A 25,860-nucleotide genomic window follows, 5' to 3' on the forward strand; every position below is an offset into this window, starting at 1 on the left:
AGGGGCTTTTTTATCCGGGTAAAGGTTTTAGCCTATCCAGCCCTGCGGGTCGAGCGGACGGCCGTTCTGTCTGAGTTCAAAATATACACCGGAATCCGCCATGCCACCGGTGTTGCCACTGGTCGCAATGGTGTCGCCCGCATTGACGCTGTCGCCGACATGCTTGAGCACGGCTTCGTTGCCGGCGTAGAGGGTCATGTATCCGCCACCGTGTTCGACGATGACGAGGTTGCCGAAACCGCGCAGCCAGTCGGCAAACACGACGCGGCCACTGGCGACCGCGTGCACCGGCTGACCAGGCGCGGCCTTGATCATCATGCCTTTCCACGTCGTGCCTTCGGCGCGCTGTGCGCCGTAGCGGCCGACGATTTCGCCCTTGGCCGGCAGCTTGAGCTTGCCCTTGAGCGAAGCGAAGGCCTTGCCGGAAAGGCTGGCATCCGGCAGGTCGTCGTTGACCTCCGCCTTGGGCTCCGGCACCGGTTTCGGCGCGGCCTTGCCTTCTGCCTTGGCCTGGGCTGCTGCGCGCGCATTGGCCTCGCGCACGGCTTTGGCCCGTGCGGCGGCTTCCGCCCGTTTTTTGGCGGCCAGCCGGGCGCGTTCGGCTTCCTGCTTTTTGATCAGTGCGTTGAGCCGGTCGATCAGCCCGGTCAGGCGTTTTTCATCGGCGCTGAGCTTCTGGATCTGGCCGCGCTGGCTGCTGATCTCGGCCGACAGCTGTTCGACCAGCGCCTGGCGCTTGTTCTGTTCCGATTGCAGGCGGCTTTTCTGCCGTTGTTTTTCGGTGCTGATCGCCGCCAGTTCATCCTGCTTGGCGCGGATTTCATCGGCGAGCTGATTCAGCGTGGCAAGCTGGTTTTCGAGCTGGCTGGCGAGCTGCTGCTGCGCGGCGACCAGATAGCGGTAATAACCGAGCGTGCGGTTGACCTGATTTGGATCCTGCTGGTTGAGCAGCAGGCGCCAGGCTTCGAGTTCGCCGCTTTTGTAACGCGTCCTGATCAGTTTGGCGAGGCGTCGCTGGCTTTGCTCGATCCTGCTGCGCACGGCGGCGATATCGCCTTCCAGTCTCGTCAGTTCGGCACTGCTCATCGCCCGCTGGGAGTTCAGGTCGCCGAGGATGCGGTTGGCGTCGGAGATCGCCGATTCGGAATCCTTGAGCGCATCGCTGGCTTCCTTGCGATCCGACTCGGTGTCGGCCAGGTCCTTCTTCAGCGCGTCGATCTGACCACGCAGCGACTTGAGCTCCTGTTGCTTCTCGACGCTTTGCTTGCGGGAAACGGGCTCGGCCGGCGCCGCGACGGCGCCGGCCGAGAGCAGCAGGGTCAGGGCGAGGACGCGCCGCACGATCAGGCGAAGTCGACGAGCGAGCGGCCGGTCATCTCGACCGGTTGCGGCAGTCCCATCAGCTTGAGCATCGTCGGCGCGATGTCGCGCAGCGCACCGGTGCCGCGTTCTGCCATCGTTGCCTCGCGGCCGATGTAAATGAACGGGACGACGTCGGTGGTGTGCTGCGTGTGCGGCTGGTGCGAATCCTTGTCGTACATCAGTTCGCAGTTGCCGTGGTCGGCGGTGATCAGCACTTCGCCGCCGATCTTCTGCATCGCCTCGACGCACTTGCCGACGCAGATATCGAGCGTCTCCACTGCCTTGACTGCCGCGTCGAAAATGCCGGTGTGGCCGACCATGTCGCCGTTGGCGAGGTTGCAGACGATCGCGGCATACTGCTGCGATTCGATTGCGGCGACGATCTTGTCGGCGACTTCGAGCGCGCTCATTTCCGGCTGCAGGTCATAGGTCGCGACCTTGGGGCTGGGCACCAGCACGCGGTCTTCGCCCGGAAATTCCTTCTCTTCGCCACCCGAGAAGAAGTAGGTGACATGCGGATACTTTTCGGTTTCGGCGATGCGCAGCTGCTTCAGGCCCAGCGAGCTGATGTACTCGCCGAAGCTGTTCTTGACCTTTTCCTTCTCGTACGCGGCCGGGAACGGGTAGCTTTCGGCGTAGCGAGTCGCGGTACAGAAAAAGCCGAATTGCGGCACGCGTGCACGGGCGAAACCGTCGAATGCAGCGTCGGTCAGCGCAACGGCAATCTGGCGGGCGCGGTCGGCTCGGAAGTTCATGAATACGGCAACGTCACCGTCTTCGATGCGCGCCGGTGCGCCGATGCTGGTGGCGCCGACGAATTCGTCGTTTTCGTTGCGCGCATAGGCAGCATTCAGTGCGTCGATTGCGGTCTCTGCGTGGTGCAGGCCCTGGCCGTCGACGATCAGCTCGTACGCAGGCGCAACGCGCTCCCAGCGCTTGTCGCGGTCCATCACCCAATAGCGGCCGACGAGGCCGACGATGCGGGCAACCCTGGCGTCGTCACAGACCTTTTGCAGTTTGGCGAGATACTGCTCGGCGCTGCGCGGCGGCGTGTCACGGCCGTCGAGGAAGGCGTGGACGTGGATCGATTTGACCCCGGCGGCGGCGGCATCCTTGATCAGGGCATGAATGTGCGCTTCGTGGGCGTGTACGCCGCCGTCGGAAACAAGGCCCATCACATGCAGCGTCTTGCCGGTGGATTTGGCTTTTTCGATTGCCTCGGCGAATACCGGGTTCTGGCCGAGCTTGCCGGCCGCGACATCGACGTCGATGCGGCTGATGTCCTGCAGCAGCACGCGGCCGGCGCCGATGTTCAGGTGACCGACTTCGGAATTGCCGAACTGGCCATCGGGCAAACCGACGAACTGTTCGGAGGCATTGATCGTGGTCCACGGGTACTGCGCGAGCACGCGGTCGATGTTCGGTTTTTTTGCTGCCGCGATCGCGTTGTCTTGGGTCTCTTCGCGGTAACCGTAACCGTCGAGAATCAGGAGAAGGACGGGTTTGACCGATACGGCAGAGTTCGCTTGCGTCATCTTGCTAGTACCTTTAGGCAAAACCGCGACGGGGCTGTAAGCTGGCGTTGCGGTCGGGTTGCAAATATCGGTAGTATTCTACCGCAATGGCATCGCTTTGCCGTCGTCACAAATTCCGCCTTCGGCCGCGCCGATTCGCCACCTGATTACTAGTTACCGCCATGCTCAACCCCCCCGAACTGATGAGCGACGAGCACATCCAGCAAGCGTCGCGTGCCATGAAGGCGATGTCGCACCCCCTGCGGCTGAAGATTCTGTGCGTGCTGGGCGAAAACGAGGTGAGCGTGCAGGACATCGTCGATGCCGTCGGCACGACGCAGTCGAACATTTCGCAGCACTTGGCGCTGATGCGCGAGAAGGGCGTGCTGCGCACGCGCAAGGACGCCAATCGCGTGTTCTACCGCGTGGGCGACATCCGTACGCTCGAGCTGGTCGAGCTGTTGCGCGACGTGTTCTGCGGCTTCTCGAAGTAAGCGTCGCGCAAAATTCGGCCGGAATCAGCGCAGCGTTTTCAGCGTTGCTTCGAGTTGGGCCGCGCTGATCCGGCCGGTGTGCGTCGCGACACGCTTGCCCTGACTGTCATAGATCGCCGTATACGGCAGTCCGCCCACCGTATTGCCTTCCTGTTTCATCAGCGCCATGGCGTCGGCCTCGCCGAGCAGCGTCGGATAATTCATCTTGTACTGCTTGGCAAAAGCGCTGACGGCCGGAGCGTCGTCGATCGCGATGCCGATGAAACGGACCTTGCCGGCGTACTGCCTGGCCAGCGTCACGAACTCCGGGATTTCCTCGCGACATGGCGAGCACCATGTCGCCCAGTAATTGACCACCACCGGTTTGCCCTTCAGCGACGAGAGCTTCTGCGGTTTGCCCGACAGGTCCTTCAGTTCGGCGTCGAAAAAGCTGCCGGCGTGGGCGGTCAGGGCCGCGCAGGCGAGCGTGAGGGCGAGCAGGGCGTGGCGTGATTTCACGGCGATCCTTCAACGGTTTGCAGCGTGGCGAGAAAAGCGTCGGCGTTCTGGAAACCGATGACGCGCTGGCGGACGAGCTTGCCCTCGGTATCGTAGAACAGCAAGGCAGGCGGACCGTACAGGCCGAAGTGCCTGAGCAGTTCGGCGTCGGCGGCGGTGTTGCCGGTGACGTCGGCACGCAGGCGCACGAAGCCGTCGAGCTTCGCCTTGACGCGTGGGTCCGGCAGGGTTTCACGCTCGAACTCGATGCAACTGACGCACCAGTCGGCGTAGAAGTCGACGATGACCGGCTTGCCGCGTGCCGCGGCGACCTTGTCCTGCAGTTCGGCGACCGACGCCACGGGCTCGAAGGTGACCGCATGTTCGCTCGGCAGCCAGCCCTGCCACAGCGGACGGGCGATCCACACCGCCATGCCGAGCAGGACGACCCCGAACAGCATTTTCATGCGGCCCATGGCCTTGCCGGACAATCGGGGCAGTACCGCGCTGCCGGCTGCGCCGATGATCAGCAATGGCGTGCCGATGCCCAGCGCCAGCGCATACAGCGCACCGCCGCCGAGTGCAACGTCACCCTGCTGTCCCAGATAGGCGAGCGCGGCGGCAAGCGGCGGTGCCACACAGGGGCCGACGATCAGCGCCGACAACGCGCCCATGACGAAGACCGGGCCGGCATGGCCGCCGGGCAAGCGGTTGGCGACGTCGTTGAGTCGGCTCTGCCAACTGCCGGGCAGTTGCAGCTGGTAGCCACCGAACATCGCGACCGCCATGGCCACGAAGAACAGTGCGAACGCGCCGATGACCACCGGCTGCTGCAGCCAGACCGTCAGCAGTGTGCCGGTCAGCGCTGCGGCGACGCCGACCAGCGTATAAGTCAGGGCCAGACCCTGCACGTAGATGGCCGTCAGCCACAGCGCCCGACCGCGACCGGTGCTGCCCGGCCCGAGCACGATGCCGGAAATGATCGGCAGCAACGGGTACATGCAGGCGGTCAGCGCAAGGCCGATGCCGGCCAGAAAGAACAGCGCGATGGTCGCGGCCTTGCTGCCGCTGAAGTAACCGTCGTCACCGGCAGTACCACCCGACAGGTCGGCGCCACCGCGATCGCCGCCGCTGCCACGGGTACTTGCGCCGAACAGCGCTGCGACACCGCCGTCCTGACCGTCGCCCAGGTGCAGCAGCTTGGTTTGCGGCGGATAGCAGACGCCGGCATCGGCGCAGCCCTGGAATTTGGCACGGATCGCCGTGCCGATCGGTGGCTTGCCCTGCAGCGCGACGGTGACGTCATGCTTGAACACCTCGACGCGGCCGAAGCTCGGGTCGTCCTTGAACTCGCCTTTGGGCAGTGCCGGTTTCAGCGCAGCTGCCGGTTCGGAGCTGAAGCTCATCCGGTCGCGGTACAGGTAATAACCCGGTGCGACGTTGAAATGCACGGCGTAGCCGCCATCTGCTGTCTGCACCAGTTGCGCGCGGAAAGCCTCGTCGGGGGGCAATAGAGAGGCCGGATCGGCATGGCTCAATGCTGTGAGCATTGCCGCCAACAGGCCGAGCAAGAGGCGTACCATCATGGATTCACCTCGTTGCCCAGCCAGGCCAGATAGGCGGGCAAGCCTGCCGCCACCGGTAGCGCAATGATTTCAGGCAACGTGTAAGGGTGGTGCGTGCTCAGCCACTCCTCTACGGCGGCATAGGCCGCCAGTGTGGTTTTTGCCAACAACGGAACTTCCTCGGCGGTTTCGATTCTGCCTTCCCAGCGGTAGGTCGACCGGACAGGCGCCAACCGGTTGACGCAGGCCACCAGCCGCGCCTCGACCAGCCCCGCTGCAAGCCGGTCCGCAACCGCTGCATCGGGGCAATTACAGATGATGACCACGGCGCCGTGCGGCGTGGCTGATTGATCGGGAGTATTCATGCCTTATTTGTTTCTCGCCTTTATTGTCTATCCGCTGGCCGAGATCGCCTCGATGGTGGTCATGGCCGACTGGATCGGCGCCGGCTGGGTGTTTCTCGCCCTGCTCGCGTCGGCGCTGATCGGTATCGGCATGCTGCGCCACCATCGTATCGCCGTCGCATGGTCGCTGGTCAACGATCTGAAAAGCGGCCGGCTGACGCCGCAAAGCCTGTTCTGGGTGGCCCGTTACTATATCGCCGCAATCCTGTTCATCGTCCCGGGCTTCATCGGTGATATTGCCGCGGTGGTGATGCTGCTGCCTTGGGGACGGCGTGGCGACGCAAAGGTTCCGCCGATGTCGTCCGATACGCTTGAAGGCGAGTACCGGCGTGTCGATCCGCGCAACGACGCCCAGCGCCGGCTCGACGAACGCTGAGCCGGGCTCAACGCGGCTAGGACGCCTCGTTCAGCAGGTCTGCGGGAAGGGTGTTGCAGCCATGGGTGACGACAACTTTCCGGCGTGACGACAGGCCGGACTTGATCGTCACTTGCCGTTGCGGCACCGCGAAGGCATCGGCCAGCCACGCAATCAGGCAGGCATTGGCCTTGCCGTCGACCGGCGGTGCCGCCAGCCGCAATTTCAGTGCATCGCCATGCAGGCCCACGACTTCGGTGCGCTTCGCGCCGGGTTGCACGTGCAGCCTGAGCTGCACGGTCCCGGCACCGAGGTCGTACCACGTCATCAACTGGCGACGCTGACGTGCTGCAGGATCGCGGGCTCAAGCTGGGCGACAAAGACCGACAGCACCAGCTGGATCAGCAGGATCAGGATCAGTGGGGTGATGTCGACGCCGCCAATCGGCGGGATGATCCGGCGCAGCGGCTTCAGGAAGGGGCCGGTCAGGCCGTTCAGGATCGGCATCAACGGGTTGTACGGCGCAATCCATGACATCAGCGCCTGGCCGATCACCGCGGCGAACAGCAGATAGAGCGACAGCTTCACCAGCTCGACCACGGCAACCAGTGCAAGTGCGACGGCAGTCGTCAGCGATCCGAACACGAAGGGCCAGGGCGTGATCGCCAACAGCAGGCCGTGCATCAGCAGCGCGGTCAGCCAGGCCAGCAGCAGGCTGGCGGTATCGTAGCCACGGAACGGCTTGATCCAGCGACGTACCGGCAGTACGGCCCAACTGGTCAACACCAGCACGAACTGGCCGAGCGGGTGCGCGAACGATACGCGGGCGGCCTGCAGGAAAAATCTCGTCAGCAGCAGCAGGATGAAAAACTCCGCCAGATTGCGGATCAGGAAGTTGAGCGTATCGGTCAGCATTCATCGTCCTTCGTCGGCATCGCGACCGAGTTCGTCGCCGAGTTCTTTCGAGCGGGCGGCGGCGGCCGAGGCGGCGGCAATGATCGTGCTGCGAACCTGGCTGTTTTCGAGTGCGTTGATGGCGCGCTCGGTCGTGCCGCCCTTGCTGGTGACCTTCTGGCGCAAGGTCGCGGCATCATCGTCGCTTTGCTGCGCCAGTTTCACCGCACCGGCAAAGGTCTGGTAGGCGAGGCGGCGTGCGGTGTCGGTGTCGAAGCCTTGCGCGCGTGCGGCGGCCTGCAGTGATTCCATGAAGTAGAAGACATACGCGGGGCCCGAGCCCGAGATCGCGGTGACGCCATCCAGATCGCCCTCGTCGTCGACCCAGACGATCTCGCCGGTCGATTCGAGCAGGCGCGTGGCCAGTTGGCGGTCGGCGTCGCTGCTCGCCGGCGCCGCGTAGGCACCGGAGATGCCGGCCTGGACCAGCGCCGGGGTGTTCGGCATGACGCGGATGATGCGTTCGGTGCCGCCCAGCCAGCGGCCGATTGCATCGCAGCGAATGCCGGCCGCGATCGAGACGACGAGGGCATCGCCGAGTTGCGGCGCGATGCCTTCGGCCACGGTGCGGAACTGCTGTGGCTTGATCGCGAATACCACGGCATTGCTCGGCGGGAGCGCTTCGTCAGGCGCCGAAGCGGAAACGCCGAAATCGGCGTGCAGTTGTGCACGCTTGGCCGCATCGGGTTCGACGACGTGGATTTCGCTGCCGGCGAAGCCGCGTGCGACCATGCCGCCGATCATCGCGGTCGCCATGTTGCCGCCACCGATAAAGGTAATTCGCATTCCGCTGTCTCCTGTTTTCATCTTGTTAGTGTGGGGTCGTGCGCCGACCGAAAATTGCCGTACCGATACGGACTAGGGTCGCACCTTCGGCGATCGCGACCTCCAGGTCGGCCGACATGCCCATCGAGAGCGTGTCGATCCTGTAGCCTTCGTCATTCAGCTGTTGCTGCAGTTTGCGCAACAGTGCGAACTGCGTCGAAAGTTTGCGCGTGTCGTCAGTCGGTTCGGGGATGCACATCAGCCCGCGCAGCTTCAGCCGCGGCAGGGCCGCAATCGCATTCGCCAGCGTCACGACCTCGTCGGGCGCGACGCCCGACTTGCTGACCTCGCCGGATACATTGACCTGGATGCAGACATTCAGTTCGCCCAGCGTGTCCGGGCGCTGGGCCGACAGGCGCTCGGCGATCTTCTGCCGATCGACGGCGTGTACCCAGTCGGCGCCTTCGGCGACGCTACGCGTCTTGTTGCTTTGCAACGGACCGATGAAATGCCATTCGATTTCATCCAGGTCGGCCAAGGCCGCTCGCTTGGCGGCGAACTCCTGGACATAGTTCTCGCCGAAGGCGCGCTGGCCATGGCCGTACAGCGTGCGGACCGCCTCGGCCGGGAATGTTTTGCTGACCGCGAGCAGACGCACCGAATCGCGAGGGCGTTGGATGCTTACAACCGCCTCGTCGATGCGCCGGAGCACGTCTTGCCACGCTTCAAACATCGTTGCCATAATGGATTTGCCTTGATCTGGCCCTCGTCTTGCGGCCCTTTTCTGCGTTCGGATCTGCCACGGCAGAAGGACAAAATTATAAATGGAAATTTCTGAACTCTTGGCCTTTGCCGTCAAGAACAAGGCATCCGACCTGCACCTGTCGTCCGGCCTGCCGCCGATGATCCGCGTGCACGGCGATGTCCGGCGCATCAACCTGCCGGCGATGGACCACAAAGACGTTCATGACATGGTCTACGACATCATGAACGACGGCCAGCGCAAGATCTACGAGGATACGCTCGAGTGCGACTTCTCGTTCGAGATCCCCAATCTGTCGCGCTTCCGGGTCAATGCCTTCGTGCAGAACCGCGGTGCCGGCGCCGTGTTCCGGACCATTCCGTCCAAGGTGCTGACGCTCGAGGAGCTGAATGCGCCGCGCGTGTTCACCGAGATCGCCCAGAATCCCCGCGGCCTCGTGCTCGTCACCGGACCGACCGGCTCGGGCAAATCGACGACGCTGGCCGCGATGGTCAACCACATCAACGAAAACGATTACGGCCACATCCTGACCGTCGAAGACCCGATCGAATTCGTCCATCAGTCGAAGAAGTGCCTGATCAACCAGCGCGAAGTCGGTCCGCATACGATGAGCTTTTCGAACGCGCTGCGTTCGGCACTGCGGGAAGACCCGGACGTCATCCTCGTCGGCGAATTGCGCGACCTCGAAACGATCCGGCTGGCGCTGACCGCGGCCGAAACCGGCCATCTGGTGTTCGGGACGCTGCATACCAGCTCGGCGGCGAAGACGATCGACCGTGTCGTCGACGTGTTCCCGGCCGCCGAAAAGGAAATGGTCCGGGCGATGCTGTCCGAATCGCTGCGTGCGGTGATTTCGCAGACGCTGCTGAAGACCAAGGACGGCCAGGGGCGGGTTGCGGCGCACGAAATCATGATCGGCATCCCGGCAATCCGTAACCTGATCCGCGAGAACAAGATCGCGCAGATGTATTCGTCGATCCAGACCGGCCAGCAGTACGGCATGCAGACGCTCGATCAGTGCTTGCAGGGCCTGCTGCAGCGCAATATCGTTTCGGCCGCCGAAGCGCGGACCAAGGCGGCCAATCCGGACCACTTCAAGGGCTGAGTCCGTACGGACCCGCCGAAGCAACGACAATCACAAGGCGGCTTCGCCATAGAAGAAGAGCAGGATCATGGAGAAAGAACAGTCCGCCAAGTTCATGCACGACTTGCTGCGTCACATGCGCGCCAAGGAAGCATCCGATCTATTCATCACCGCCGACTTCCCGCCGGCGATGAAGATCGACGGCCGGGTCACGCCGGTTTCGAACCAGGTGCTTTCCGCACAGCACACCAAGGAGCTGGCGCGGGCGATCATGAACGATCGTCAGGCCGAAGAGTTCGAAGGCACCAAGGAGTGCAACTTCGCGATCAGCCCGGGCAACCTCGGGCGTTTCCGCGTCAATGCCTTCATCCAGCAAGGGCGCGTCGGCATGGTGTTGCGGACGATCAACTCTGAGATTCCGAAGCTCGAGGATCTCGGCTTGCCGCCAGTGCTGAAAGACATCGCGATGACCAAGCGCGGGCTGGTGATCTTTGTCGGCGGTACCGGTTCGGGCAAGTCGACCTCGCTCGCGGCGATGGTCGGCCATCGCAATGAAACGGCTTACGACCACATCATCACGATCGAGGACCCGATCGAATACGTGCACGAGCACAAGCGCTCGATCGTCACGCAACGTGAAGTCGGCGTCGATACCGATTCGTGGATGGCGGCGCTGAAGAACACGCTGCGGCAGGCGCCGGACGTGATCCTGATCGGTGAAATCCGCGACCGCGAGACGATGGACTACGCGATCGCCTTCGCCGAAACCGGCCACTTGTGTATGGCGACCCTGCACGCCAACTCGTCGAACCAGGCGCTCGACCGGATCATCAACTTCTTCCCCGAAGAGCGCAAAGCCCAGCTGCTGATGGACCTGTCGCTCAACCTCAAGGCTTTCGTGTCGCAGCGTCTGGTGCCGCACCGCGCCGGCAAGGGCCGCGTTGCGGCAGTGGAAGTCATGCTGAACAGTCCGCTGATTTCTGAACTGATCTTCAAGGGCGATGTCCACGAGATCAAGGAAATCATGAAGCGTTCGCGCGAGCTGGGTATGCAGACTTTCGACCAGAGCCTGTTCGAACTCTACGAAGCAGGCAAGATCAGTTACGAAGACGCCTTGCGCAATGCCGACTCGGTCAACGACTTGCGGCTGCAGATCAAGCTCAACGGCTCCGAGGCGAAGCAGAAGGACGTGCTGAGCGGTTTCGATCATCTGGATATCGTTTGAAACGGCGACCCCTTTCTGCGGTGATGTTCATGAAAGCCGGTTCGTTGTCCCGCTGTTTGATGGCGCTGATGCTCGGTGCCCCTGCGGTCGCGGTGCACGCTGCCTCGCTGGGCGAGTTGCAGCTGCACTCGGCGCTGGGCGAGCGCTTCGACGCGTCGATCCCGGTCCGGCTTGCGGCGGGTGAAAACTTGGGCAGCGCCTGTTTCCGCCTGGTAGCGGATGCGGTCGAAGGCGATGCGGCCTCGCTGGTCAATGCCCGGCTGCGCTATCAGGGCGAGGGCGCGCGTGGCGAGCTGCAGATTGTCGGTATCGAACCGTTGCAGGAGCCGATGCTGCAACTGGTCGTGCGCGTGCAGTGCCGTGACGACGAGCAGCCGCGTTTCCAGCGCAGCTACAACGTACTGGTCGACCCGCGCGACTATACGACGTCGCGTGGCAACCGGCGTGCGGCGCCGGTCCGGAACGAACGGCGCTATCCGGCACTTGGTGGCAGCTTGCGGGTGGCCGACGGCGATACGGTCGCGCAGCTGGCGCGGCATTATTTTCCGAATGACCGGGCAGGGCGTGCGCGCTTCATCGACGACCTGTATCAGCAGAATCCGGATTTGCCACAAGGTCTCGAGGCGCCGTTGCCCGAGGATGTCTTGCTGGCCCTGCCGCGTGCCGGCGGCGCTGCCGTGCCGAAGCCGGTCGCGCCCCCCATACAGCCGCAGCTGCGTCCAGCGCCGCAAGTAGCCGATACGCTCAGTGTCTCGGTTCCCGAGCCGCTACCGACAGTCCCCGCGCTGCCGACGACCCGGGCGCCGCAGGCGGACGGGGAGTTCAGGCTGCAATTGTCGTCCGGCCAGCTTGATATCGGCCGCGAGTCCGAATTGTCGCCAGAGGAGCGGCTCAAGCTGCGCGAGCGCTTGCTCACGCTGACCTCCGATGACCAGACGTCACAGCTGATGGCGCTCAAGTATCAGGTCGCACAGCTTGAAAAGCAGTTGAACACGCTGCGGCAGGACAGGCCGTCCGTGACGCATGCCAGCGCGGTGAAGCCGGGCCGCGACCCTGCCGATGACGGTTTTTCACCGTGGTGGCTGTCGCTGTTGCTGCTGATTCCGCTCGGTTTTGTCGGCTGGCGCTGGCGTACCCGGCAGCAGGATTACGGCGACGCCTTCTCGCTGGCCCACCCGCGCGAAAGCGGCGGAACGATCATGATGCGTGCCGCGACGATGCCGCCGTCCGAGCCGCGCATCCGTTCGGCGCTCGGTGCGACGACGCTGGTGCAGAACATCGGCCAGATCGCCGACGAATTCCACAACGACGATGTGGATGTCGTTCAGCCGGGCAACGTTTCGGAAGAAGCGCAGCTGCTCATCGATCACGGCCTGATCCAGCAGGCGATCAATCTGCTCAATCACGAGATCGAGCAGCATCCGACCGCGCTGGCATTGTGGATGAAGCTGTTCGACGTTTACCGCCAGAACGACATGAAGCAGCCTTTCCAGGAACGCGCGGTTGCGTTCCGGCTGCAGTTTGCCAGCGATGCGCTGTGGCAGCAGGTCCAGGGGATCGGCCAGCGGGTCGATCCGGAGAATCCGCTGTACCGCTCGCTCGACGACAGCATCGATCACCAGCTCGATCTGAGGACCGCCGCCGAGCCGATGATCGTGCCGGATGCGTTCGATTTTGCCGCCGCGATGCATCAGGATGCCGGTCTGCAACCACCGGCCTCGGTGGTCGAGGTGCCCGAGGACGACGATGGCGTACCGCCGCTGCCGTCGATCGAGGAGCTGGATTTCCAGCTCGAGCCGTTTGCCGAAGCGCCGTCGGTGCTGGCGATGCCGTCGGCGCCGCTGCTGCCCGAGCCGCCGCCGGTACGGAGCGTCGACCCGGCCGATTTCGTCAGCGACGACCCGCTGCTGCAGCAGGTGGCGCGCCATCTGGCGCAGGGTGAAACCGAGGCGGCGTATCGCTTGCTGGAGCAGGCGCTGCTGCACGGCAACAGCATGGAACAGCGGCTGACGGCGATGAAGTGGCTCGACAAGCTGGCGCCGGTACGCGGCATCTGACGACGCTGTGACACCGAAAAAACAAAGCCGCCCAAGGGCGGCTTTGTTTTCGAGCGCGAGCGCGGTCAGTTTGCCAGTACGCGCGCAAGATAGTGGCCGGTATGGCTGGCCGGATTGGCCGCGACGGCTTCCGGCGTGCCGCAGGCGATGATCTGGCCGCCGCCGGCACCGCCTTCCGGGCCGAGGTCGATCACCCAGTCGGCCGTCTTGATCACGTCGAGGTTGTGCTCGATCACGACAACGGTGTTGCCATGCCCTGACAGGCGCTGCAGTACCGAGAGCAGCAGGTCGATATCGTGGAAGTGCAGGCCGGTGGTCGGCTCGTCGAGGATGTAGAGCGTGCGACCGGTATCGCGCTTGGAGAGTTCGAGCGCCAGCTTGACCCGTTGCGCTTCGCCGCCCGACAGCGTCGTCGCGCTCTGGCCGAGGCGGATGTAGCCGAGGCCGACGTCCATCAGCGTCTTGAGCTTGCGCGCCACCGTCGGCACGGCCTCGAAGAACGCCAGCGCCTGCTCGACCGTCATCTCCAGCACTTCGGTGATGTTCTTGCCCTTGTACTGGACCTCGAGCGTTTCGCGGTTGTAGCGCTTGCCGTGGCAGACGTCGCACGGCACGTAGACGTCGGGCAGGAAGTGCATCTCGACCTTGAGCACGCCGTCGCCCTGGCAGGCTTCGCAGCGGCCGCCCTTGACGTTGAACGAGAAGCGGCCCGGGCCGTAGCCGCGCTCACGGCTCGACGGCACGCCGGCAAACAGCTCGCGGATCGGCGTGAACAGGCCGGTATAGGTCGCCGGGTTCGAGCGCGGGGTGCGGCCGATCGGGCTCTGGTCGACGCTGATCACCTTGTCGAAATGGTCCATGCCGTTGACGTCGTGGAACGGCGCCGGTTCGGCCGATGCGCCGTTGAGTTCCTTCGCCGCCAGCGTGTACAGCGTATCGTTGATCAGCGTGCTCTTGCCCGAACCCGACACGCCGGTGATCGCGACGAACAGGCCGACCGGCAGCGCCAGATTCACATACTTGAGGTTGTTGCCGTGCGCGCCCTTGAGCGTCAGCCAGCGATCCGGTTCCGGATCGCGACGCTTGGCCGGGATCGCGATCTTGCGTGCGCCGGAGAGGAACTGGCCGGTGATCGAGCGCGGCTCCTTCATGATGTCGTCGGGGTGGCCGGCGGCGATCACTTCGCCGCCGTGCACGCCGGCGCCGGGGCCGATGTCGATGAGGAAGTCGGCGGCGCGGATCGCGTCTTCGTCGTGCTCGACGACGATGACGCTGTTGTCGAGGTCGCGCAGCCGCACCAGCGTACCGAGCAGGCGGTCGTTGTCGCGCTGGTGCAGGCCGATCGACGGTTCGTCGAGCACGTACATCACGCCGGTCAGGCCCGAACCGATCTGGCTCGCCAACCGGATGCGCTGTGCTTCGCCGCCCGACAGCGTGTCGGCGCTGCGCTCCAGACTCAGGTAGTCGAGACCGACGTTGACGAGGAAGCCCAGCCGTTCGCGGATTTCCTTGACGATTTTTTCGGCAATCTGGGCTTTTGCGCCTTCAAGCTGCAGCCCTTCGAAAAACGCCGCGGTATCACGCAGCGCCATCTGCGCGATGTTGTGCAGGTTCTCGGTACCAACCTTCACATGCCGCGCCTCGCGGCGCAGGCGTGAGCCCAAGCAACTGGGGCAGGGCTGGTTGTTCTGGTATTTGGCGAGTTCTTCGCGAACAGCCGACGAGTCGGTTTCGCGGTAGCGGCGCTCGAGGTTCGGGATGATGCCTTCGAAGGCGTGGATGCGTTCGAACTTGCTGCCGCGCTCGTTCATGTACGTGAAGGCGATTTCGTCGCGCCCCGAACCGTGCAGCACCACCTGCTGTACGGTGTCGCCCAGTTCATTCCACGGCGTGTTGACGTCGAAACCGAAGTGGTTCGCCAGGCTCAGCAGCATCTGGAAATAGAACTGGTTGCGCTTGTCCCAGCCCTTGATCGCGCCGGCGGCGAGGCTCAGCTCCGGATGGGCGACGACGCGCTTCGGATCGAAGTAGGTGATCTGACCCAGGCCGTCGCACTTCGGGCAGGCGCCCATCGGGTTGTTGAACGAGAACAGCCGCGGTTCGAGTTCGGGCAGGCTGTAGCTGCACACCGGGCAGGCGAACTTGGCCGAAAACCAGTGTTCCTTGCCGCTGTCCATTTCTAGCGCGATCGCTCGGCCGTCGGCATGGCGCAGCGCGGTCTCGAACGATTCGGCCAGACGCTGCTTAAGGTCCTCGCGCACCTTGAGCCGGTCGATGACGACGTCGATCGTGTGCTTCTTGTTCTTGTCGAGCTTGGGGACGGCGTCCATTTCGTAGACTTCGCCGTCGACGCGCACGCGGACGAAGCCCTGTGCACGCAGCTCGTCGAACAGGTCGAGGTTTTCGCCCTTCTTGCCGACGATGACCGGCGCCAGCACCATCAGCTTGGTGTCTTCGGGCAGCGCCAGCACGTGGTCGACCATCTGGCTTACCGTCTGCGACTGCAGCGGCAGCTCGTGATCGGGGCAGTAGGGCGTACCGACGCGCGCGAACAGGAGACGCAGGTAGTCGTGGATCTCGGTGACGGTGCCGACGGTCGAGCGCGGATTGTGGCTGGTGGCCTTCTGCTCGATCGAGATCGCCGGGCTAAGGCCTTCGATCAGGTCGACGTCGGGCTTTTCCATCAGCTGCAGGAACTGCCGCGCATACGCCGACAGCGATTCGACATAGCGCCGCTGACCTTCGGCATAGAGCGTGTCGAACGCCAGCGAAGACTTGCCGGAACCCGAGAGGCCGGTGATCACCACGAGCTTGCCGCGCGGAATGTCGAGATTGACGTTCTTCAGATTGTGCGTCCGTGCGCCGCGGATGCGGATCAGCGGTGTGTCTGCGTCGGCGGGGCGGTAGCTCATGGCATGCTCGTCAAGGTTGAAAAGGCAACCACCTAGTTTACCGGAGAACATTTGTCGGCGTGCATGCCGATCTTGCCCGCAACGTCCAGCCGATTGCGTCCGGCTGCGGCGAACCCGCCGGTTTTGCTAGAATCGCGTCTTTCGCTCCAACCGCTGCCGCTCATGTCCCCGCTAGAACTTCGTGCCGCCTCCGGGCTTGCCGGGCTGTACGCCCTGCGCATGCTCGGCATGTTCCTCGTGCTGCCGGTCTTCGCCGTCTACGCCGGTCACATGCCCGGCGGTGACAACCATGCTCTCGTCGGGCTGGCGTTCGGTGCCTTCGGCCTGACGCAGGCGCTGTTGCAGCTGCCGTTCGGGATGTGGAGCGATCGCGTCGGTCGCAAGAAGGTGATCTACATCGGTCTGGCGCTGTTTGCGCTCGGCAGCATCATGTGTGCGATGGCGGACCATATCGTCTGGCTGATCGTCGGTCGCGCCGTGCAGGGCGCCGGTGCGATTTCGGCGGCCATCACCGCCTTGCTGGCCGATCTGACGCGCGAAGAGCACCGGACCAAGGCCATGGCGATGATCGGTGCCAGCATCGCCGGCACTTTCGCGGTGTCCCTCGTCGTGGCGCCGAAGCTGGCCGACTGGATCGGCCTGCCGGGCATTTTCATGCTGACGGCCGCCTTGGCGCTGATCGCCATCGTCGGCGTTGCCAAGGTCATTCCGAGCCCGACGGTGTCGCGTTTCCATTCGGACGCCGAGACCAAGGCCAGCCGGCTGCCGGCGGTACTGCGCGATCCGCAGCTGCTGCGGCTCAACTACGGCGTATTCGCCTTGCATGCCGCGCAGATGGCGATGTTCACGGTCATGCCGCTGTTGCTGGCCAAGGTCGGCCATCTCGATGTGTCGCGGCACTGGTGGATCTACCTGCCGGTGGTCCTGCTCAGCTTCGTGCTGATGGTGCCGGCGGTGATCTACGGCGAGAAGAAACGCCAGCTCAAGCGTGTCTTTCTCTGGGCGATCGGACTGATGTTCGCCGCGCAGATCGGCATGACGCTCTACATGCCCAGCCTGACGATGATCGTCGTCTGGCTGGCGCTGTATTTCATCGCCTTCAACGTGCTCGAGGCAATCCAGCCCAGCCTGATTTCGAAGATCGCCCCGGCGGATGCCAAGGGAACGGCGATGGGGGTCTACAACACCTGCCAGTCCGCGGCGATGTTCCTCGGTTCGGCGCTCGCGGGCTGGCTGTACCAGCGCTACGACTCGCCGGCACCGGTGTTCGCGCTGTCGGCCGCTTTTGTCGGCCTCTGGCTGCTCGTGGCGTGGCGGATGCGTGCGCCCAAGCCGGTCAGGACCCAACTCTTTCACATTGGCGAGGGATGGCAGGGCGATCCGGCCGCGCTGTCTGATAAACTTTCACGGATTGCCGGCGTTTCCGAAGCCGTCGTGTTGCTGGACGAGCGGGTGGCCCTGCTCAAGGTGATGCAGGACGGCTGGAATGAAGACGAGGCTAAACAATTGATTATGGAGACGCACTGATGGCTTCCTTGAACAAGGTCATCCTGATCGGCAACCTCGGGCGCGATCCCGAGGTTCGCTACTTGCCCAACGGCGACGCGGTATGCAATTTCAGCATCGCGACGACCGAAAACTGGAAGGACAAGTCCGGTCAGAAGCAGGAAAAAACCGAGTGGCACAACATCACCATGTACCGCCGTCTGGCTGAAATCGCCAGCCAGTACCTGAAGAAGGGCAGCTCGGTCTACATCGAAGGCAAGCTGCAGACCCGCAAGTGGCAGGACAAGCAGACCGGCGCCGACCGTTACACCACCGAAATCATCGCCGACCAGATGCAGATGCTCGGCGGCCGCTCGGGTGGCGGCGGTGGTGGCTCGATGGACCAGGGCGGTGGCGGTTACGACGACTTCAACCAGAGCTACGCCCCGGCCCCGGCTGCTGCGCCGGCGGCACGTCCGCAGGCCGCACCGGCACCGAAGCGCAGCTTCGACGATTTCGAGGACGATATCCCGTTCTGAAATGTGCCTTGCAATCCGAGGTGCCAGCAAAAACCCCGCGACATCGCGGGGTTTTTTGTTGCCGGCTAGTGCGGATCGGGTCGCCGTTCCATTTGCAGGTACACGCCCTTGTCCTCGATGGGGACAAAGCCGAGCCGCAGGTAAAGCTGCAACACTGGATTGGTTTTGTCGACATGCAGCTGCACGGGCTTGTCCTGTGCAAAGCAGGCCGTGAGCAGTGCCGTGCCGAGCCCACGATTGCGGTACTCGGGCAGCAGGCTCAGGTCGATGATGCGCAAGGCCTCCTCGGCGTGCTGGAGGTAGAGGCGACCGACGGGCGTGTCGTCATGCAGGACCAGCCAGAACGCGGCATCTGGGTAGGCAAAGTACGCCCGTTGCTGGGCGACGAACTGCATCTGCACGAAGGCGTCGCGTTGCGCGTCCTGCCAGCCCAGTGCGCCCAGTTCGTCGGCGCGGGTCGATGCGTAAAGCCGCAGCAGGAAAGGTTGGTCTTCCGCGGTCACCGTACGCAGACGCAGGTGCGGATGAACGAGAGCGGGGGCGTCGATCGTTGCGTGCATGGCGTTCCAGCGTGGCGAGGAGAAACGGGGCCGGCCGCCCGAGCGGCCGGCCTGGACCCGGTTACGGCCGGGGCGGGAAGTCGCCTTGCAGGGCGATGCAGAAGTTGACTGCCTGGTAGGGCTGGCGGTTCTCGTGTGCGGTGCCGCCGCCGACAGCCTGCACGACCTGCGGTGCCAGTGCGGTCAACGGGGCCGCCTTGTCGGCCGAGATGTAAGTATTGCTGTTCGGTGCCTGGAGTCGGGCAGGCAAACGTCCCGTGCCAGTCGCCGATGCCGGTCGGCCGATGTCGGCGTAGGCAGTGTGAGTGTGGTTCGGCATGTTCGCCGTGGTGACCGTGACGCTTGCAGTGCCCAGGCGTTCGCCGTACTGGTTGTTGACCGTGCCGATGACCGCCAGGCCGCGCAGGTCGGGCAAGCCGAACGTCGTCCTGCCGTCGCCACCATAGGTCGTCCCGAGGAGGGTGAACAGCGCGGTGTTCTGCGAAATCGGCAGAATCTGGCCGTCGCAGAATGCCCAGCCTTCCGGTGCGTAGTTGCAGCCGAAAATCCGGATTTCTCCGATGTACTGATCTGACATGTCTCTGGCTCCTCTCACTCAGCCTTGCGACGGGAAGTAACCCGTCGTGGCGATGATGTAGTTGATCGACAGCGTCGGCATCAGGTTCGGGATCGGCTGGTTGCCGCCCGTGCTGCCCAGCGCCTGCGGCGACAGCCGCTGTTTGGTCGGCGAGTTGGCAAGGCCGCTGTTGTAAAAGGCAACGGGGCCGGTCGCCAGCGCGAAGTTGTTGTCGGCACCGATATTGGTGGCCGGATTGCTGCTGACGGACAGCGTGTGCGTGTGTGCCGGCAGCTGGGCTTGGGTCAGGGTGACGCTTTCGGTCCCCAGCTTCTGGCCGATGACGCGGTTGCTGGTTTGCGGCCCCTGCCCCTGGCCGATCGGCAACTGGCCGGTCAGGTTCGGGACGCAAAAGGTGGTGACGCCATCGCCACCGTAGGTGGTGCCGATCAGGGTATACAGCACCTCGTTTTCGCTGATCGGCAATGCCTGACCCTGACAAAAGGCCCAGCCCACCGGTGCGTATTTGCCGGCAAACAGCCGTACTTCACCCACAAACGGTTCTGACATGGTCTCTCCTCAGGATCTGGTCGGGTAGATACCGCTCAGGCAGATGATGTAGTTCATCACCAGCGAGGGCTGCATGTTGTTGCGGGCTTCGCCACTGCCGGTGATGCCGCAGGCTTCATCCTGCAGGGCCGTCAGATTGGCTGCGCTGGCGTACAGATTGGGGCCGGCACCGGAGATATTGGGGTCGGTATCACTGTGCAGGTTGCTGGTCGCGAGCAGCCTGTCGCCGTTCGTGCCGACATTCGCTGCCGTCGCCGGTTGCCCGGATACCGCGAAGGTGTGGGTATGCGGCGGCAGATTGGCCGTCGTCAGCGCCACCGTTTCCTGGCCTGCACTCTTGCCTTGCTGGTAGTTGATGTCGGCCGGATTCCGATGAACTGGCGTGCGGCCGCGCAGGTCGGGCAGGGCAAAGTTGGTGGTGCCGTTGCCGCCGTACTGCGTGTTCAGAAGTGAAAACAGGGCTTGATTCTGATTGATCGGGAGCAACGCGCCATTACAGAACGCCCAGCCTCTCGGGGCGATCGGAAAGGCGCACAGCTTTATTTCTCCGAGGTAGGGATCCACAACAACCTCCTTCTGATGTTACTCAGCGCTGCGTCGACAAAACGCTTGCCGCGACCGGCAAGCGGGGAGGGCGAGCCGGACGCAATTCGCGACCAGCCCGCCCGTATTTAATCGACAGATGATATACGCGGTTATTTTGGTGTTTGTAATGAAAAGCCTGTCTTGAGTGTGGGTGCGTTGCATACAAACACCACAATGAAGCTGATATGAGCTTTCGCCACGCTTTGCAGAATAATGCAAGTATCCTCTCGGTATAGTGTTGCTTTTTCAATTGTTTGGCGCTGAATCCGGCTCGCTGGTCAGGATGGACAAGCGATGCACATCAGCCAGGCAATTGATGTCGGCAGTAAATTCCAGGTAGTAAGGTTGAGTGGCTTTGCTTGGCGCATGGCTTCGGGAGAAGGGTTTTTCCGTCGCCGGGTTACTGTGGGTGGCGGCCTGAACTTCAGATAAAAAATGATTCCGTGTAAGGCGGGAAGGGGCGGGAATGGGTAACTGCGATGTGCTTGGAGGGGCGAGGCTCCGGCTGCAAAGCCTGTCCGGCGTGCTGGCGTTGATTTTGGCGCTTGTCGGCCTGGGCAGACGGATCATGCCGTTGACCGACTCGGTGGCAGGCATGCTTCGCCGCTCGCGGCTGGCCTGGTTGGCGGGACTGATGATCGGTTTGTCGTCGTCCATGGCAGCCGCCGCATCCTGCTCCATCACTTGGAATCTGACCAACAACGGCCAAGCTGGCGCCTATTCCTACACGCTCTCTGGCGCCGACAACAGCGCTTGTGATCCTGGCAACGGGAGTGGCGGTGTCTACACCTCGATGGGGGGCAGCACAGCCGATTTTACCGAGCCTGACGGCGGCGTTAAGGGCGTGGATGAATTTGTCAATAAACTTTATTACACGCTGCCCAACCCGGCATATTCAGGCACCAAGAACGTGGCTTGGTACAACGCGCTCGGAGATACGATCACGGTCACGATCAACGTGACCGGCGGTACGCCTGTACCGACAATCACGTCCATTTCCCCGACCTCCGGCTCGACCGGCGGCGGCACCAGCGTCACGATCACCGGTACCGGCTTCACCGGTGCGACCGCGGTCAAGTTCGGAGCGACCAATGCCGCCCCCGGCTCGGTTGTCGTCAACAGTGCGACCTCGATCACCGCGACATCGCCAGCCGGCTCGGGCACCGTCAACGTCAGCGTGACGACGCCCGGCGGCACCGCTACGTTGACCGGGGCGTTCACTTACGTCGCGCCTGCGCCGACCGTGACGTCGGTTTCACCGTCATCCGGCCCGGAGGCGGGCGGCACCAGTGTGACGATCACCGGTACCGGCTTCAGCAGTGCAAATGCGGTCAGGTTCGGCGCGACCAATGCCGGTTCGGTTATCGTCAACAGCGATACCTCGATTACCGCGACATCACCGGCCGGTTCGGGCACAGTTGACATCACCGTGACCACGCCCGGCGGTACCAGCGCGACCAGTGCAGCGGATCAGTTCACCTACACCGTGCCCGCGCCGGCCGTTTCCGGTGTTTCCCCCAACTCCGGCCCGACCGCAGGCGGCACCAGCGTGACGATCACCGGTACCAATTTTACCGGTGCGACCGCGGTCAAGTTCGGTGCGACGAATGCCGGCTCCGTCGTCGTCAACAGTGCGACCTCGATTACCGCAACGTCGCCGGCTGGTTCGGGGACCGTAGACGTCACCGTGACGACGCCCGGCGGCACCAGCACGACCAGTGCAGCGGATCAGTTCACCTATGTAGCAGCCCCGGTCGCCGGCAGCGCCAGTGCCACTGTGAGCCATGGCAGCAGCAGCAATACGATTACCCTGAACCTTTCCGGCGGAACCGCGACCAGCGTGGCCGTCGGCACCCAGGCGGCGCACGGCACGGCGGCCGCATCCGGCACCACGATCAGCTATACCCCGGTCTCGTCGTACTCCGGGACCGACAGTTTCACCTATACCGCGACCAATGCCAGCGGTACGTCGGCACCGGCAACGGTCTCCATCACTGTCAGCGACGCGACGATCAGCTACGCGCCCACGCCCAACAACGGCACGGTCGGCGTGGCGTACAGCCAGTCGTTGGGCGGGGCGAGTGGTGGTACGGCACCTTATATCTACACCCTGGAAACCGGCAGCCTGCCGGCGGGGCTGACCTTGGCCAGCAACGGTCTGCTGTCGGGGACGCCTACCGGGCACGGCACCTTCAACTTCACGATCAAGGCAACCGACAGCAGTACCGGCAACGGGCCGTTCAACAAGATCACGACCGGCTTGTCGATGACGATCAGCTCGCCGACGATTTCGCTCAATCCGACCACGCTGGCATCGGCCACGGTGGCAACGTCCTACAGCGGGGCCGTCTCCGCGTCGGGCGGGGTAGGGCCTTATACCTACACGCTCAATTCCGGCGCGCTGCCGCCAGGCTTGAGCCTGAACGTCAGTACCGGCGGCATCAGCGGTACGCCGACTGCCGGCGGCACGTACAACTTCCAGCTCAAGGCGACCGATAGCGCCAGTGGCGGCCCGTACAACGGCATTCAGTCCTACACGCTGACCGTCGGGGCGCCGACGATTTCGGTCTCGCCGACCAGCCTGTCGGCAGCCACGGTGGCGGCCGGCTACAACCAGACGGTTTCGGCCAGCGGTGGCACCGCGCCGTACAGTTTTTCGGTGAAGTCCGGCGCATTGCCGGCGGGCCTGAGCCTGAATGCGGCAAACGGCACGATCAGCGGTACACCGACGGCGGCTGGTCCGTTCAATTTCACGATCGAGGCAACGGACAGCAGTACCGGTACCGGTGCACCGTACCAAAATAGCCGCACCTATACGCTGAACGTCAGTGCGTCCACCTTGGCGATGAGTCCGGCCAGTGGCAGCGCATTCAACGGCAACGTCGGGACCGGTTTCAGCCAGAGCTTTGTCGTTTCCGGCGGGGTGGCGCCGTACCAGTTCGCTACGCTGTCGGTGACCGGCGGCACCATGCCGACCGGGCTGGGGTTCAATACCGCAAGCGGCACCCTGTCGGGGACGCCGACCAGCGCCGGCACAGTGGCGTTCGACATCACCGGTTCCGACAGCACCGGCGGTGCCGGCTCGACCCCGGTCACCCACTCGTACACGCTGACGGTGGCGGCGCCGACGCTGGCACTGTCGCCGGGTACGCTGGCGAACGCGGTCCAGGGCACGGCATACAACCAGACGCTGAGCACCTCCGGCGGCAGCGCGCCCTACAGCTATGCAGTGACGACCGGCAGCCTGCCGAGCGGGCTGACGCTGAGCAGTGCGGGTGTGCTGTCCGGTACGCCGACGGCGACCGGCGGCTCTACCTTCACCATCACCGCGACCGATGCCCACGCGTTCACGACCAGCCGTAGCTACAGCGTCTTGACCAATCCGGCTGTGCCGGTTGCAGGGCCAATCAGCGCAACCGTGCCCTGGAATACGGCAACGCCGATCGATCTGGCGACGGTGATGACTGGCGGGCCGGCGAGCAGCGTGACGGTCAGCACGGCGGCGGGACACGGCAGCGTGACGATCAGCGGTTCCGTGGCGACGTATACGCCGGCACCGGGCTACTCGGGCAGCGACAGCTTCGCTTATACCGCCACCAACGTCAGCGGCATGTCGGTGGCGATCGTCAGCATTACGGTCAACCCGCAAGGCGTCGTTGCCGGTGCGGTTGCCGCAACCGTGGCGTTCAACAGCGGTGCCAATCCGATTGCGCTCAACCTGAGCGGCGGCGCGGTCACCAGCGTTGCTGTCGCGACGGCACCGGCGCACGGCACCGTCAATGTCAGCGGTACGACGATCAGCTATGCACCGACCGCCGGCTATACCGGCACCGACAGCTTCACCTACACCGGTACCAACGCCAGTGGCACATCGGCGCCGGGCAAGGTCGACATCGTCGTCAACCCGCCGCTCCCCGTGCCGCAGGCGATGGCGACCACGGTCGTGGCCAACAGTGGCGGCAACGTCATTGCGCTGCAGATCGACGGTGGTCCGGTAACCAGCATCGCGGTCGTCGCACCACCGCAGCACGGCAAGCTGGAGATCGTCGGCCTCGGTGCCAACCGCAAGGTGCTTGCCAGCATCGCTTCGCCGGGCAGCACGCAGCCTGCGGTCACGTACACGCCGACCCCGGGTTTTGCCGGCACCGACAGCTTCAGCTACACCGCGACCAACGCGGCCGGTACGTCGGCGGCGGCAACGGTGACGTTGCAGGTGACGCCGCCGGCACCGGTGCTGGCGCCAGTGAGCGCGACAACGGTGTCCGGTGCGCCGGTGACGCTCGACGTGACCGCGCAGGCAACCGGTGGTCCGTTCACCGGCCTGAGCATCGTCACGCCGCCGGCCGATGGCACGGCCGAAGTGCGCGGGCAGAGCATCGTCTATACTTCGGGCCCGATGTTTGCCGGCGTAGTCACGATCGGTTATGCACTGAGCAACGCTTGGGGTACGACCCAGGGCATCGCGACGGTGACCGTCAACGCCCGCCCGGATCCGTCGAAGGATGCGGAAGTAACCGGACTGCTGTCGGCGCAGACCGAGGCGACGCGGCGCTTTGCCCGTGCCCAGCTCGACAACTTCAGCCGTCGCCTGGAAAGTCTGCATGGCGACGGCTGGGGGGCGACCGATTTCGGCGTGAGTGCCAATGCCTATGGCACGCGCGGCGACCGCGCAGCCGCAGCCGATGCGCGCCGGCAGCAGACCCGACTGGCCGATGCGTCGGGCCGCAATGCCAGCAAGACCGACGCCAGCGCCGGCGACAACAAGGAAGTGCAGCGCGACGAGCTGGCGTTCTGGATCGGTGGTGCGCTCAACTTCGGTCGTCGTGACGGCGAGGTCGGTCAGGACAAGTTCCGCTTCAATACCGACGGCATCAGCATCGGTAGCGACTATCGTGTCAACGATCTGTTGTCGATCGGTGTCGGTGGCGGTTTTGCCCGCGACGTCAGCGACGTGGGCGACAACGGTTCGAAGAGCGAAGGCCGCAACGGCGTCGTCGCGATTTACGGCACCCTGCGCCCGGCCGAATCGCTGTTTGTCGACGGCATGCTCGGCTACGGCTGGCTGAGTTTCGACGTGGACCGCTACATCACCGGCAACGGCGGCTTTGCCTCGGGTTCGCGTGACGGCAACCAGCTGTTCGGTCTGCTCGCTGCCGGCTACGAGTATCGCAACGGCAACTGGCTGGTCTCGCCGTATGGCCGGGTTGACCTGATGTCGGCGACGCTGGACGCGTATACCGAGTCGGCCGCCGGACTGAACGCGCTGAGCTATGGCGAGCAGAAGGTCAGGATGACGACCGGCAAGCTGGGCCTGCGTGGCGAAACCAGCTTCGACGTCTCGGTCGGCAAGCTCATGCCGCGCGTGCGGATCGAGTATCAGCACCAGTTCGAAGGCAGTGACGATGCACGCATGGGCTACGCCGACCTGGCCGCCTACGGTCTGGGCTATGTGGCCCACCTGGTACCGATGGAGCAGAACCAGTGGATCATCGAAGTCGGCGGCAAGCTGGCGCTGCGCGACGAGCTGACCTTGTCGCTCGACTACAGCAGCACGCTCAACAACGGCTCGGGCTATGAGCAGGCAATCCGGCTGATGCTGGGCATGCCGTTCTGATCCAAACCGCTGTATCGTTC

At 64.0% G+C, this 25,860-nt stretch carries 23 protein-coding genes; 8 read left to right on the forward strand and 15 right to left on the reverse strand.

Annotated elements, in window-relative coordinates; genetic code table 11:
- Positions 1-27: 27 nt before the first annotated feature.
- Both JMJ54_RS19560 and gpmI read right to left on the reverse strand, forming a co-directional pair.
- A complete protein-coding gene (locus tag JMJ54_RS19560; protein WP_203538903.1) occupies positions 28-1,341 on the reverse strand; it encodes a murein hydrolase activator EnvC family protein in 1,314 nt (437 codons plus the stop codon).
- Positions 1,342-1,343: 2 nt separating this feature from the next.
- Positions 1,344-2,897, reverse strand: a complete 1,554-nt coding sequence (gpmI, locus tag JMJ54_RS12550; protein ID WP_203538904.1) for a 2,3-bisphosphoglycerate-independent phosphoglycerate mutase — start codon at positions 2,895-2,897, stop codon at positions 1,344-1,346.
- Between the two features lie 161 nt (positions 2,898-3,058).
- Here gpmI and JMJ54_RS12555 point away from each other — a divergent pair, with 161 nt between their 5' ends.
- On the forward strand, positions 3,059-3,370 hold the full coding sequence (locus JMJ54_RS12555; RefSeq protein WP_229797584.1) for an ArsR/SmtB family transcription factor: 312 nt from the start codon (positions 3,059-3,061) through the stop codon (positions 3,368-3,370).
- Between the two features lie 24 nt (positions 3,371-3,394).
- On the opposite strand, the gene JMJ54_RS12560 is transcribed toward JMJ54_RS12555, so the two are convergent.
- From JMJ54_RS12560 to cutA, 3 genes are read right to left on the reverse strand one after another with little or no spacing between them, the layout of a single operon-like run.
- On the reverse strand, positions 3,395-3,868 hold the full coding sequence (locus tag JMJ54_RS12560; protein ID WP_203538905.1) for a TlpA family protein disulfide reductase: 474 nt from the start codon (positions 3,866-3,868) through the stop codon (positions 3,395-3,397).
- Positions 3,865-5,433 carry a protein-disulfide reductase DsbD gene (gene dsbD / locus JMJ54_RS12565; protein WP_203538906.1) on the reverse strand — a complete coding sequence of 523 codons (1,569 nt, stop codon included), beginning with the start codon at positions 5,431-5,433 and terminating at the stop codon, positions 3,865-3,867. Before dsbD ends, JMJ54_RS12560 begins: the two co-directional genes overlap by 4 nt.
- Positions 5,430-5,777, reverse strand: coding sequence for a divalent-cation tolerance protein CutA (gene cutA / locus JMJ54_RS12570; protein WP_203538907.1), 348 nt, complete (start codon positions 5,775-5,777; stop codon positions 5,430-5,432). The genes dsbD and cutA overlap by 4 nt, the downstream gene beginning before the upstream one ends.
- Between cutA and JMJ54_RS12575 the strand changes: the two genes are divergently transcribed.
- Positions 5,776-6,192 carry an FxsA family protein gene (locus JMJ54_RS12575; protein WP_203538908.1) on the forward strand — a complete coding sequence of 139 codons (417 nt, stop codon included), beginning with the start codon at positions 5,776-5,778 and terminating at the stop codon, positions 6,190-6,192. The two genes, cutA and JMJ54_RS12575, sit on opposite strands and share 2 nt — an antisense overlap.
- Positions 6,193-6,208: 16 nt before the next feature.
- Here JMJ54_RS12575 and JMJ54_RS12580 read toward each other — a convergent pair whose 3' ends face one another.
- The 4 genes from JMJ54_RS12580 to JMJ54_RS12595 are packed head-to-tail and all read right to left on the reverse strand — an operon-like array spanning position 6,209 to position 8,632.
- The gene (locus tag JMJ54_RS12580) at positions 6,209-6,499 is read right to left on the reverse strand and encodes a DUF167 domain-containing protein (protein WP_203538909.1); all 291 of its coding nucleotides are present in this window, start codon (positions 6,497-6,499) and stop codon (positions 6,209-6,211) included.
- Positions 6,499-7,086: a YggT family protein gene (locus tag JMJ54_RS12585; protein WP_203538910.1), complete on the reverse strand. Its 588-nt coding sequence runs from the start codon at positions 7,084-7,086 to the stop codon at positions 6,499-6,501. The genes JMJ54_RS12580 and JMJ54_RS12585 overlap by 1 nt, the downstream gene beginning before the upstream one ends.
- Positions 7,087-7,911, reverse strand: a complete 825-nt coding sequence (proC, locus tag JMJ54_RS12590; protein ID WP_203538911.1) for a pyrroline-5-carboxylate reductase — start codon at positions 7,909-7,911, stop codon at positions 7,087-7,089.
- A 25-nt stretch (positions 7,912-7,936) separates the two neighbouring features.
- Complete coding sequence (locus tag JMJ54_RS12595) at positions 7,937-8,632, reverse strand: YggS family pyridoxal phosphate-dependent enzyme (protein WP_203539064.1); 696 nt, start codon at positions 8,630-8,632, stop codon at positions 7,937-7,939.
- Positions 8,633-8,714: 82 nt separating this feature from the next.
- On the opposite strand from JMJ54_RS12595, the gene JMJ54_RS12600 reads away from it, so the two are divergent.
- The 3 genes from JMJ54_RS12600 to JMJ54_RS12610 all read left to right on the forward strand — a co-directional run bounded on the left by JMJ54_RS12600 (position 8,715) and on the right by JMJ54_RS12610 (position 13,019).
- The gene (locus JMJ54_RS12600) at positions 8,715-9,758 is read left to right on the forward strand and encodes a type IV pilus twitching motility protein PilT (protein WP_203538912.1); all 1,044 of its coding nucleotides are present in this window, start codon (positions 8,715-8,717) and stop codon (positions 9,756-9,758) included.
- Positions 9,759-9,825: 67 nt separating this feature from the next.
- The gene (locus tag JMJ54_RS12605; RefSeq protein ID WP_203538913.1) at positions 9,826-10,962 is read left to right on the forward strand and encodes a PilT/PilU family type 4a pilus ATPase; all 1,137 of its coding nucleotides are present in this window, start codon (positions 9,826-9,828) and stop codon (positions 10,960-10,962) included.
- A 29-nt stretch (positions 10,963-10,991) separates the two neighbouring features.
- Positions 10,992-13,019, forward strand: coding sequence for a type IV pilus assembly protein FimV (locus tag JMJ54_RS12610; RefSeq protein ID WP_203538914.1), 2,028 nt, complete (start codon positions 10,992-10,994; stop codon positions 13,017-13,019).
- Between the two features lie 65 nt (positions 13,020-13,084).
- On the opposite strand, the gene uvrA is transcribed toward JMJ54_RS12610, so the two are convergent.
- Positions 13,085-15,931 carry an excinuclease ABC subunit UvrA gene (gene uvrA, locus JMJ54_RS12615; RefSeq protein ID WP_203538915.1) on the reverse strand — a complete coding sequence of 949 codons (2,847 nt, stop codon included), beginning with the start codon at positions 15,929-15,931 and terminating at the stop codon, positions 13,085-13,087.
- 162 nt (positions 15,932-16,093) lie between these two features.
- Between uvrA and JMJ54_RS12620 the strand changes: the two genes are divergently transcribed.
- Positions 16,094-17,458 carry an MFS transporter gene (locus JMJ54_RS12620; RefSeq protein ID WP_203538916.1) on the forward strand — a complete coding sequence of 455 codons (1,365 nt, stop codon included), beginning with the start codon at positions 16,094-16,096 and terminating at the stop codon, positions 17,456-17,458.
- A complete protein-coding gene (locus tag JMJ54_RS12625) occupies positions 17,458-17,955 on the forward strand; it encodes a single-stranded DNA-binding protein (protein ID WP_203538917.1) in 498 nt (165 codons plus the stop codon). The genes JMJ54_RS12620 and JMJ54_RS12625 overlap by 1 nt, the downstream gene beginning before the upstream one ends.
- A 65-nt stretch (positions 17,956-18,020) precedes the next feature.
- Here JMJ54_RS12625 and JMJ54_RS12630 read toward each other — a convergent pair whose 3' ends face one another.
- The 5 genes from JMJ54_RS12630 to JMJ54_RS12650 form a co-directional block, all read right to left on the reverse strand.
- On the reverse strand, positions 18,021-18,515 hold the full coding sequence (locus JMJ54_RS12630; protein WP_203538918.1) for a GNAT family N-acetyltransferase: 495 nt from the start codon (positions 18,513-18,515) through the stop codon (positions 18,021-18,023).
- A 61-nt stretch (positions 18,516-18,576) separates the two neighbouring features.
- On the reverse strand, positions 18,577-19,092 hold the full coding sequence (locus JMJ54_RS12635; protein WP_203538919.1) for a phage tail protein: 516 nt from the start codon (positions 19,090-19,092) through the stop codon (positions 18,577-18,579).
- 18 nt (positions 19,093-19,110) lie between these two features.
- The gene (locus JMJ54_RS12640; protein ID WP_203538920.1) at positions 19,111-19,641 is read right to left on the reverse strand and encodes a phage tail protein; all 531 of its coding nucleotides are present in this window, start codon (positions 19,639-19,641) and stop codon (positions 19,111-19,113) included.
- A 9-nt stretch (positions 19,642-19,650) separates the two neighbouring features.
- Positions 19,651-20,205 (reverse strand): phage tail protein, encoded by a 555-nt coding sequence (locus JMJ54_RS12645; RefSeq protein ID WP_203538921.1) that lies wholly within the window; start codon positions 20,203-20,205, stop codon positions 19,651-19,653.
- A 267-nt stretch (positions 20,206-20,472) separates the two neighbouring features.
- Positions 20,473-20,883, reverse strand: coding sequence for a hypothetical protein (locus JMJ54_RS12650; RefSeq protein WP_203538922.1), 411 nt, complete (start codon positions 20,881-20,883; stop codon positions 20,473-20,475).
- Between the two features lie 253 nt (positions 20,884-21,136).
- Between JMJ54_RS12650 and JMJ54_RS12655 the strand changes: the two genes are divergently transcribed.
- The gene (locus JMJ54_RS12655; RefSeq protein WP_203538923.1) at positions 21,137-25,840 is read left to right on the forward strand and encodes a putative Ig domain-containing protein; all 4,704 of its coding nucleotides are present in this window, start codon (positions 21,137-21,139) and stop codon (positions 25,838-25,840) included.
- The last annotated feature ends 20 nt before the right edge of the window (positions 25,841-25,860 follow it).

The sequence above is a fragment of the Jeongeupia naejangsanensis genome (assembly GCF_016865585.1).
Taxonomy (GTDB): Bacteria; Pseudomonadota; Gammaproteobacteria; order Burkholderiales; family Chitinibacteraceae; genus Jeongeupia; species Jeongeupia naejangsanensis.

Coding starts and splice junctions, on each gene's coding strand:
- JMJ54_RS12635 (WP_203538919.1), bottom strand. CDS start 19,092: ATGTCAGATCAGTACATCGGAGAAATCCGGATTTTCGGCTGCAACTAC.
- JMJ54_RS12650 (WP_203538922.1), bottom strand. CDS start 20,883: ATGGACGACGACAAACCGATCATCAGTCCCGCCAACCAGGCCAGCCGC.
- JMJ54_RS12585 (WP_203538910.1), bottom strand. CDS start 7,086: ATGCTGACCGATACGCTCAACTTCCTGATCCGCAATCTGGCGGAGTTT.
- JMJ54_RS12640 (WP_203538920.1), bottom strand. CDS start 19,641: ATGTCAGAACCGTTTGTGGGTGAAGTACGGCTGTTTGCCGGCAAATAC.
- JMJ54_RS12555 (WP_229797584.1), top strand. CDS start 3,059: ATGCTCAACCCCCCCGAACTGATGAGCGACGAGCACATCCAGCAAGCG.
- JMJ54_RS12625 (WP_203538917.1), top strand. CDS start 17,458: ATGGCTTCCTTGAACAAGGTCATCCTGATCGGCAACCTCGGGCGCGAT.
- dsbD (WP_203538906.1), bottom strand. CDS start 5,433: ATGATGGTACGCCTCTTGCTCGGCCTGTTGGCGGCAATGCTCACAGCA.
- JMJ54_RS12630 (WP_203538918.1), bottom strand. CDS start 18,515: ATGCACGCAACGATCGACGCCCCCGCTCTCGTTCATCCGCACCTGCGT.
- uvrA (WP_203538915.1), bottom strand. CDS start 15,931: ATGAGCTACCGCCCCGCCGACGCAGACACACCGCTGATCCGCATCCGC.
- JMJ54_RS12580 (WP_203538909.1), bottom strand. CDS start 6,499: ATGACGTGGTACGACCTCGGTGCCGGGACCGTGCAGCTCAGGCTGCAC.
- proC (WP_203538911.1), bottom strand. CDS start 7,911: ATGCGAATTACCTTTATCGGTGGCGGCAACATGGCGACCGCGATGATC.
- cutA (WP_203538907.1), bottom strand. CDS start 5,777: ATGAATACTCCCGATCAATCAGCCACGCCGCACGGCGCCGTGGTCATC.
- gpmI (WP_203538904.1), bottom strand. CDS start 2,897: ATGACGCAAGCGAACTCTGCCGTATCGGTCAAACCCGTCCTTCTCCTG.
- JMJ54_RS12610 (WP_203538914.1), top strand. CDS start 10,992: ATGAAAGCCGGTTCGTTGTCCCGCTGTTTGATGGCGCTGATGCTCGGT.
- JMJ54_RS12600 (WP_203538912.1), top strand. CDS start 8,715: ATGGAAATTTCTGAACTCTTGGCCTTTGCCGTCAAGAACAAGGCATCC.
- JMJ54_RS12620 (WP_203538916.1), top strand. CDS start 16,094: ATGTCCCCGCTAGAACTTCGTGCCGCCTCCGGGCTTGCCGGGCTGTAC.
- JMJ54_RS12575 (WP_203538908.1), top strand. CDS start 5,776: ATGCCTTATTTGTTTCTCGCCTTTATTGTCTATCCGCTGGCCGAGATC.
- JMJ54_RS12595 (WP_203539064.1), bottom strand. CDS start 8,632: ATGGCAACGATGTTTGAAGCGTGGCAAGACGTGCTCCGGCGCATCGAC.
- JMJ54_RS12605 (WP_203538913.1), top strand. CDS start 9,826: ATGGAGAAAGAACAGTCCGCCAAGTTCATGCACGACTTGCTGCGTCAC.